Below are 5,444 nucleotides of genomic sequence, written 5' to 3' on the forward strand. Positions count from 1 at the left end.
GTCGTGGCCCTTCGGCTTCGAGCCGATCGCCTGATCGATCGCGGCGCTGAGCAGGGCGTCGTCGGCGGAAGCGCGCAGCGGGCGCCGCAGGTCGGAAGCGTCCTCGTGACCGAGGCAGGTGTGAATCGTCCCGGTGCAGGTAATCCGCACCCGATTGCAGGATTCGCAAAAATTGTGCGTGAGTGGAGTAATGAAGCCCAGGCGGCCGCCGGTCTCCTCGACGCGGACGTAGCGCGCCGGGCCGCCGGTGGAGTCGGGCAGGTCGGTCAGCGTGTAGTTGTTGGCGAGCCGGGCGCGGACCAACGACAGCGGCACGTACTGATCGATCCGGCCTTCGCCAATTTCGCCGAGCGGCATAACTTCGATCAGCGTCAGCCCCATGCCGAGGCCATGCGCCCAGCGCATCAGCGACGGGATCTCGTCCTCGTTGGAGCCCTTCAGCACCACGGTGTTGATCTTCACCGCAAGGCCAGCAGCGCGGGCAGCGTCGATGCCGGCGAGCACACGGTCGAGATCGCCCCAGCGGGTGATCCGGCGGAACTCATCCGGGTCGAGCGTGTCGAGCGAGACGTTGACGCGGCGGACGCCGCAATCGGCCAGCTCCGCGGCGAAACGGGCGAGCTGCGAGCCGTTGGTGGTGAGGGTGAGTTCGTCGAGCGCGCCGCTCTTGAGATGCCGGGACAGCGACCGCACCAACGACATCATGTTGCGGCGGACCAGCGGCTCGCCGCCGGTGAGGCGCAGCTTGCGCACGCCCTTGGCGATGAACGCCGAGCACAGCCGGTCGAGTTCTTCCAGCGTCAGCAGGTCGGCGCGGGGCAGGAAGGTCATGTCCTCGGCCATGCAGTACACACAGCGGAAGTCACAACGGTCGGTGATGGAGACCCGCAGGTAATCGATGGTCCGCCCGAACGGATCGGTCATCGACCGATCCACGGTGGTTGGCGGAGTGATCGCGGCGCTGGTCATGCGGCGTGCCCTGTCGCGGTCGCCGCCAGTCGCGGCAAATGTCTCCGCACTATCTAGGCACGATCAGCGGCGCGCACAATCACGCGCCGTGATGCGCTGCAATATGTTAGCGCGCTGCCGGGGCAGGGAACGGCGACGACGACTCTGCCGGAGCTTCGGCGGCCGGCGCGGCAGCGGCGGGCTTCGGCTTGCGCGGCTTGCGGACCTGACGCGCCTTGCGCGACGGCTTGGCGGCCTGCAGCTCGGCGGTGACCGGGTTCGGCGTCACCGTCGTGGTGCCTTCCGACATGAAGCCGCCTTGCGCGACCGAGACCTGCACCGGAACCGTCGTGGTCTGGAACTTGTCCATCGAGAAGGTCACGGTGAAATCGGCCGGCGGCACCTTGATCGAGCACGGGGTCTTACAGCTCTGCCCGGTGGAGGCGACGGCGTCCGCACCCGGCGGCACCGAATCGAGCTGAACAGTGACGTCGGGCGGGGTCGACTTGAAGGCGTCGGACATCGACGCGCAGCCCCCCAGCGAGAGCCCTGCCAGGGCGATGACAACAAGATGACGCATGATACTCCCATCCGTTCAGTGCGGCCAACGGCCACAGTCCCGCGCGGACCATAGGAGCCTGCTGTAACGCTGGCAACTGCGCGTCCAACAAACTTAAGAGTTAGTTAACGCGACCTGTTAGCGAACTGAATTTCGCCACAATTTCAAAGGTATCGCCTTCAGGTCAGCGCCGCGGCAGCAGCCGTCCCACGGCGTTCGGCAGCTCGCGCATATGGCCGACCAAAAGGTCCGGTTCGAGCTCGGCGATCGGCACTTCGGTGTAGCCGAATTCGACCCCGATCACCGGCACGCCGGCCCGCCGCGCGACGCCGACACCCGGCCCCGCGTCGCCGACCATGATGGTGGCAGCGAGGTCGCCGCCGGCCTTGGCCACGGTCTCGCGCAGGATCGCCGGGTCGGGCTTGGCGACGCCGAATGTGTCCGCGCCGCAGATCGCCGCAAAGCGCGGGCTGAGCCCGAGCCGGTCGAGCAGCAGCTTCGACAGCCATTCCAGCTTGTTGGTGCAGACCGCGAAGCGGTAGCCGCTCTCCGACAGCTCGTCGAGCGTCGCTTCCAGCCCTTCGAACGGGCGCGACTCGTCGGCGATGTGGGCGGCGTAATAGTCGATGAAATCGACGGTGAGGCGATTGACGTCGTCCTGCGCGATCACACGGCCGTCGAGTTCGAGGCCACGTTCGAGCAGGCGGCGGGCGCCTTGTCCGATCATATTGCGCGCGACGGCCATCGGAACGGCCGGCATGCCTTCGCGAACGAGGATGAAATTCAGGGCGTTGATCAGGTCGGGCGCGGTATCGACCAGCGTGCCGTCCAGATCGAAGACAACAATGGGAGATGCGGTCATGTTCGACCGCTAACCTTCTCCGCGGCTTTCTGCAACCGTCTGGCGATGCTCAACCCCAGAATCCGTGCTGTTCGCCGCGCCCAAACGCCGCTAGATATGCCGCGCCGCGCCGGGGACATCAGGGGCGGAAACGGGGTAGGCCGGGTCATGGACAAGGAAGAGTTGAAGCGGCGGGCTGCGGCGCGGGCGCTGGAAGAGGTGCGGGGCGGCATGAAGCTCGGCCTCGGGACCGGATCGACGGCGAAGCATTTCGTTGAACTACTTGGCGAAAGAGTGCGGGTCGGGCTCGACGTGATCGGCGTGCCGACGTCGGAAGTGACGCGCGCCGATGCCGAACGTTGCGGTATCCGGCTGACGACTTTGGATGAAATCGACCGCCTCGACATCACCATCGACGGGGCCGACGAGGTCGACCACAATCTCGACCTGATCAAGGGCGGCGGCGGCGCGTTGCTGCGAGAGAAGATCGTCGCGGCGGCCTCGGATCGCATGATCGTGATCGCGGACGAATCCAAGCTGGTCGGCACGCTCGGCCGCTTCCCGCTGCCGATCGAGGTGATCCCGTTCGGCCTCGGCGCCACCCGCCGAGCGCTGCAGAATGCCTTCACCGCCGCCGGCTGTGACGGCGAATTAAAGCTCCGGCCCGGCAAAGATGGCCATGCTTTCGTCACCGATGGTGGCCACTGGATCCTCGACGCCCAGCTCGGGCGCATACCCGATGCTCCTCGTCTGGCCCATTTGCTGTCCGTGATTCCGGGCGTAGTCGAGCATGGGTTGTTTGTCGGGATGGCGAGCACCGTCGTGCTGGCAGGGGCCGACGGAATTCGAACCATCGAACGCGCGTGAGCGCCGATCATCTCAGGAGAATTGGAATGAAATATCTGTCGAAGGCATTGCTGGCCGCCGCTTTGGTGTTCGGCGTCGCTCTGGCCGGCCATCAGGCGCAGGCGCAGACCAAGCAGCCGTCGCCGGCCGCGATCGCGTCCGCCAAGGAGATTCTGGAGCTGAAGCGGGCCGGCGGCATCTACGCCCAGGCGGTGCCGAACATCATTCAGCGCACCATGGACACGCTGATGCAGAGCAACCTGAACTATCAGCAGGACCTCAAGGAGGTCGCGGTGGTGATCGCCAAGAAGATGGCGGGCCGCGAGAAGGAAATCGGCGACGGCATGGCGAAGATCTACGCCACCGATTTCACCGAGCAGGAGCTGAAGGACCTCGTCACCTTCTACAAGTCGCCGCTCGGCCAGAAGCTGCTCAGCCAGGAGCCGAAGTCGATTGCCGAAAGCATGCAGTTCATGAATCAGTGGGCGCAGAAGTTCGCCGAGGAAGTGAACGGCGAATTCCGCGCCGAGATGCGTAAGCGCGGCAAGAACATCTGATCGACCAGAGAGGCGAAATGGCAGACTTCGACGCGGACCTGTTTGTTATCGGTGGTGGCTCTGGCGGCGTGAGAGCCGCACGAATCGCCGCCGGCTACGGCGCCCGCGTCGTCGTCGCCGAAGAGTATCGGTTCGGCGGCACCTGCGTGATCCGCGGCTGCGTGCCGAAGAAGCTGATGGTCTACGCCTCCCAGGTGCACGAGGAGATCCGGGATGCGGCCGGCTTCGGCTGGAGCATCCCGACCGCGGAATTCAACTGGTCGACGCTGATCGCCAACAAGGACAAGGAGATCGCGCGGCTCGAGCAGATCTACGCGACCAACGTCGAGAAGGCCGGCGCCCGCACCATCAAGGGGCGCGCGGTGTTCGAGGATCCGCATACGCTGCTGCTGTCGACCGGCGAGAAGGTGCGGGCCAAGACGATTCTGATTGCGACCGGCGGCGCGCCCAATCACGGCAGGGCGATTCCCGGCATCGAGCACGTGATCTCGTCCAACGAAGTGTTTCACCTCAACGAGCAGCCGAAGCGCATCCTGATCCAGGGTGGCGGCTACATCGCACTCGAATTCGCCTGCATCTTCGCCGGACTCGGCTCGGACGTCACCGTGGTGTACCGCGGCGACAACATCCTGCGCGGCTTCGACGAGGACGTGCGCGCCCATGTCCGCACCGAGATGGAGCGGGCAGGGATCACCATCATCACCGGCTGCACCGTGACGGCTGTCGAGAAGCTCGGCGAGGAATACACCTCGCATCTGTCGAGCGGCTCCAGCATCGCGTCGGACCAGGTGATGTTCGCGATCGGCCGGCATCCGGCGGTCGCCAATCTCGGCCTCGAGAAGGCCGGCGTCGCGATCAATCCGGACAATGGCGGCATCGCTGTCGACGACCACTGCTGCACCTCGGTGCCGCACATCTACGCGGTCGGCGACGTCACCCATCGCACCACCCCGACCCCGGTGGCCATCCGCGCAGGCCATGCCTTCGCCGCCCACGTGTTCGGCGGCAAGCAGGTCCAGGTCGACTATTCCTGCGTTCCGACCGCAGTGTTCTCGCAGCCGCAGGTCGGCACTGTCGGGCTGACCGAGGCCCAGGCGCGGGCGCAGTACGGCGTCGTCGATATCTACAAGACCGATTTCCGCCCGATGAAGGGGACGATGTCGGGCAGCCAGTCGCGCGTGCTGATGAAGCTGATCGTCGACGGCACCACCGATCGTCTGCTCGGCTGCCATATCGTCGGGCCGGACGCCGCCGAACTGGTCCAGGTGGTGGCGGTCGCGATGAAGATGAAGGCCACCAAGGCCGACTTCGACGGCACCATGGCGCTGCACCCCACCGCGGCCGAAGAGTTGGTGACGATGCGCACCCGGACCGCGCGCTACCAGCGCGAAGCCGCCGAATAGCCGGCTCTGGCGTCCCGGGCCTTGCCGAAATTTCAGGCGGGCCGGGGCCGCCAACAAAATAGGCTTTTCCCGCAAGGGGTTGTATTCTGCCCCCTGATTTCCAACTAGCGGTTGGCGGGGTCGCTGTGTATAACGCGCCCGCCGCGACCCATTTTTAACTGGCGGCTTGTTTCTTCAGGAGTGGCCTATGTCCGAACGCTGGACACCCGATAGCTGGCGCGCCAAGCCGGTGCAGCAGATGCCGCAATATCCCGACGTGAAAGCGCTCGCGGATGTCGAGGCGCAGCTCG

At 65.6% G+C, this 5,444-nt stretch carries 7 protein-coding genes; 4 read left to right on the forward strand and 3 right to left on the reverse strand.

The features are described from left to right. The 3 genes from moaA to DYI24_RS20230 form a co-directional block, all read right to left on the reverse strand. The coding region (moaA, locus tag DYI24_RS20220) for a GTP 3',8-cyclase MoaA (RefSeq protein WP_164573584.1) at positions 1-969 on the reverse strand (969 nt) is incomplete at its 3' end. A 106-nt stretch (positions 970-1,075) separates the two neighbouring features. Next, positions 1,076-1,528 (reverse strand): hypothetical protein, encoded by a 453-nt coding sequence (locus DYI24_RS20225; protein WP_107343941.1) that lies wholly within the window; start codon positions 1,526-1,528, stop codon positions 1,076-1,078. 163 nt (positions 1,529-1,691) lie between these two features. After that, positions 1,692-2,369: an HAD-IA family hydrolase gene (locus DYI24_RS20230; RefSeq protein WP_164573585.1), complete on the reverse strand. Its 678-nt coding sequence runs from the start codon at positions 2,367-2,369 to the stop codon at positions 1,692-1,694. Between the two features lie 147 nt (positions 2,370-2,516). Here DYI24_RS20230 and rpiA point away from each other — a divergent pair, with 147 nt between their 5' ends. From rpiA to DYI24_RS20250, 4 genes are all read left to right on the forward strand, one after another. Next, positions 2,517-3,215: a ribose-5-phosphate isomerase RpiA gene (gene rpiA, locus DYI24_RS20235; protein ID WP_164573586.1), complete on the forward strand. Its 699-nt coding sequence runs from the start codon at positions 2,517-2,519 to the stop codon at positions 3,213-3,215. Between the two features lie 26 nt (positions 3,216-3,241). Continuing rightward, positions 3,242-3,751, forward strand: coding sequence for a DUF2059 domain-containing protein (locus tag DYI24_RS20240; protein ID WP_164573587.1), 510 nt, complete (start codon positions 3,242-3,244; stop codon positions 3,749-3,751). Between the two features lie 17 nt (positions 3,752-3,768). Beyond that, positions 3,769-5,154, forward strand: coding sequence for a glutathione-disulfide reductase (gene gor / locus DYI24_RS20245; protein WP_164573588.1), 1,386 nt, complete (start codon positions 3,769-3,771; stop codon positions 5,152-5,154). A gap of 187 nt (positions 5,155-5,341) precedes the next feature. After that, on the forward strand, positions 5,342-5,444 hold a 103-nt coding region (locus tag DYI24_RS20250), incomplete at its 3' end, for a 3-deoxy-7-phosphoheptulonate synthase (RefSeq protein ID WP_164573589.1).

The organism is Rhodopseudomonas sp. BR0C11, from assembly GCF_010820945.1.
In the GTDB taxonomy this organism is placed as follows: domain Bacteria; phylum Pseudomonadota; class Alphaproteobacteria; order Rhizobiales; family Xanthobacteraceae; genus Rhodopseudomonas; species Rhodopseudomonas palustris_H.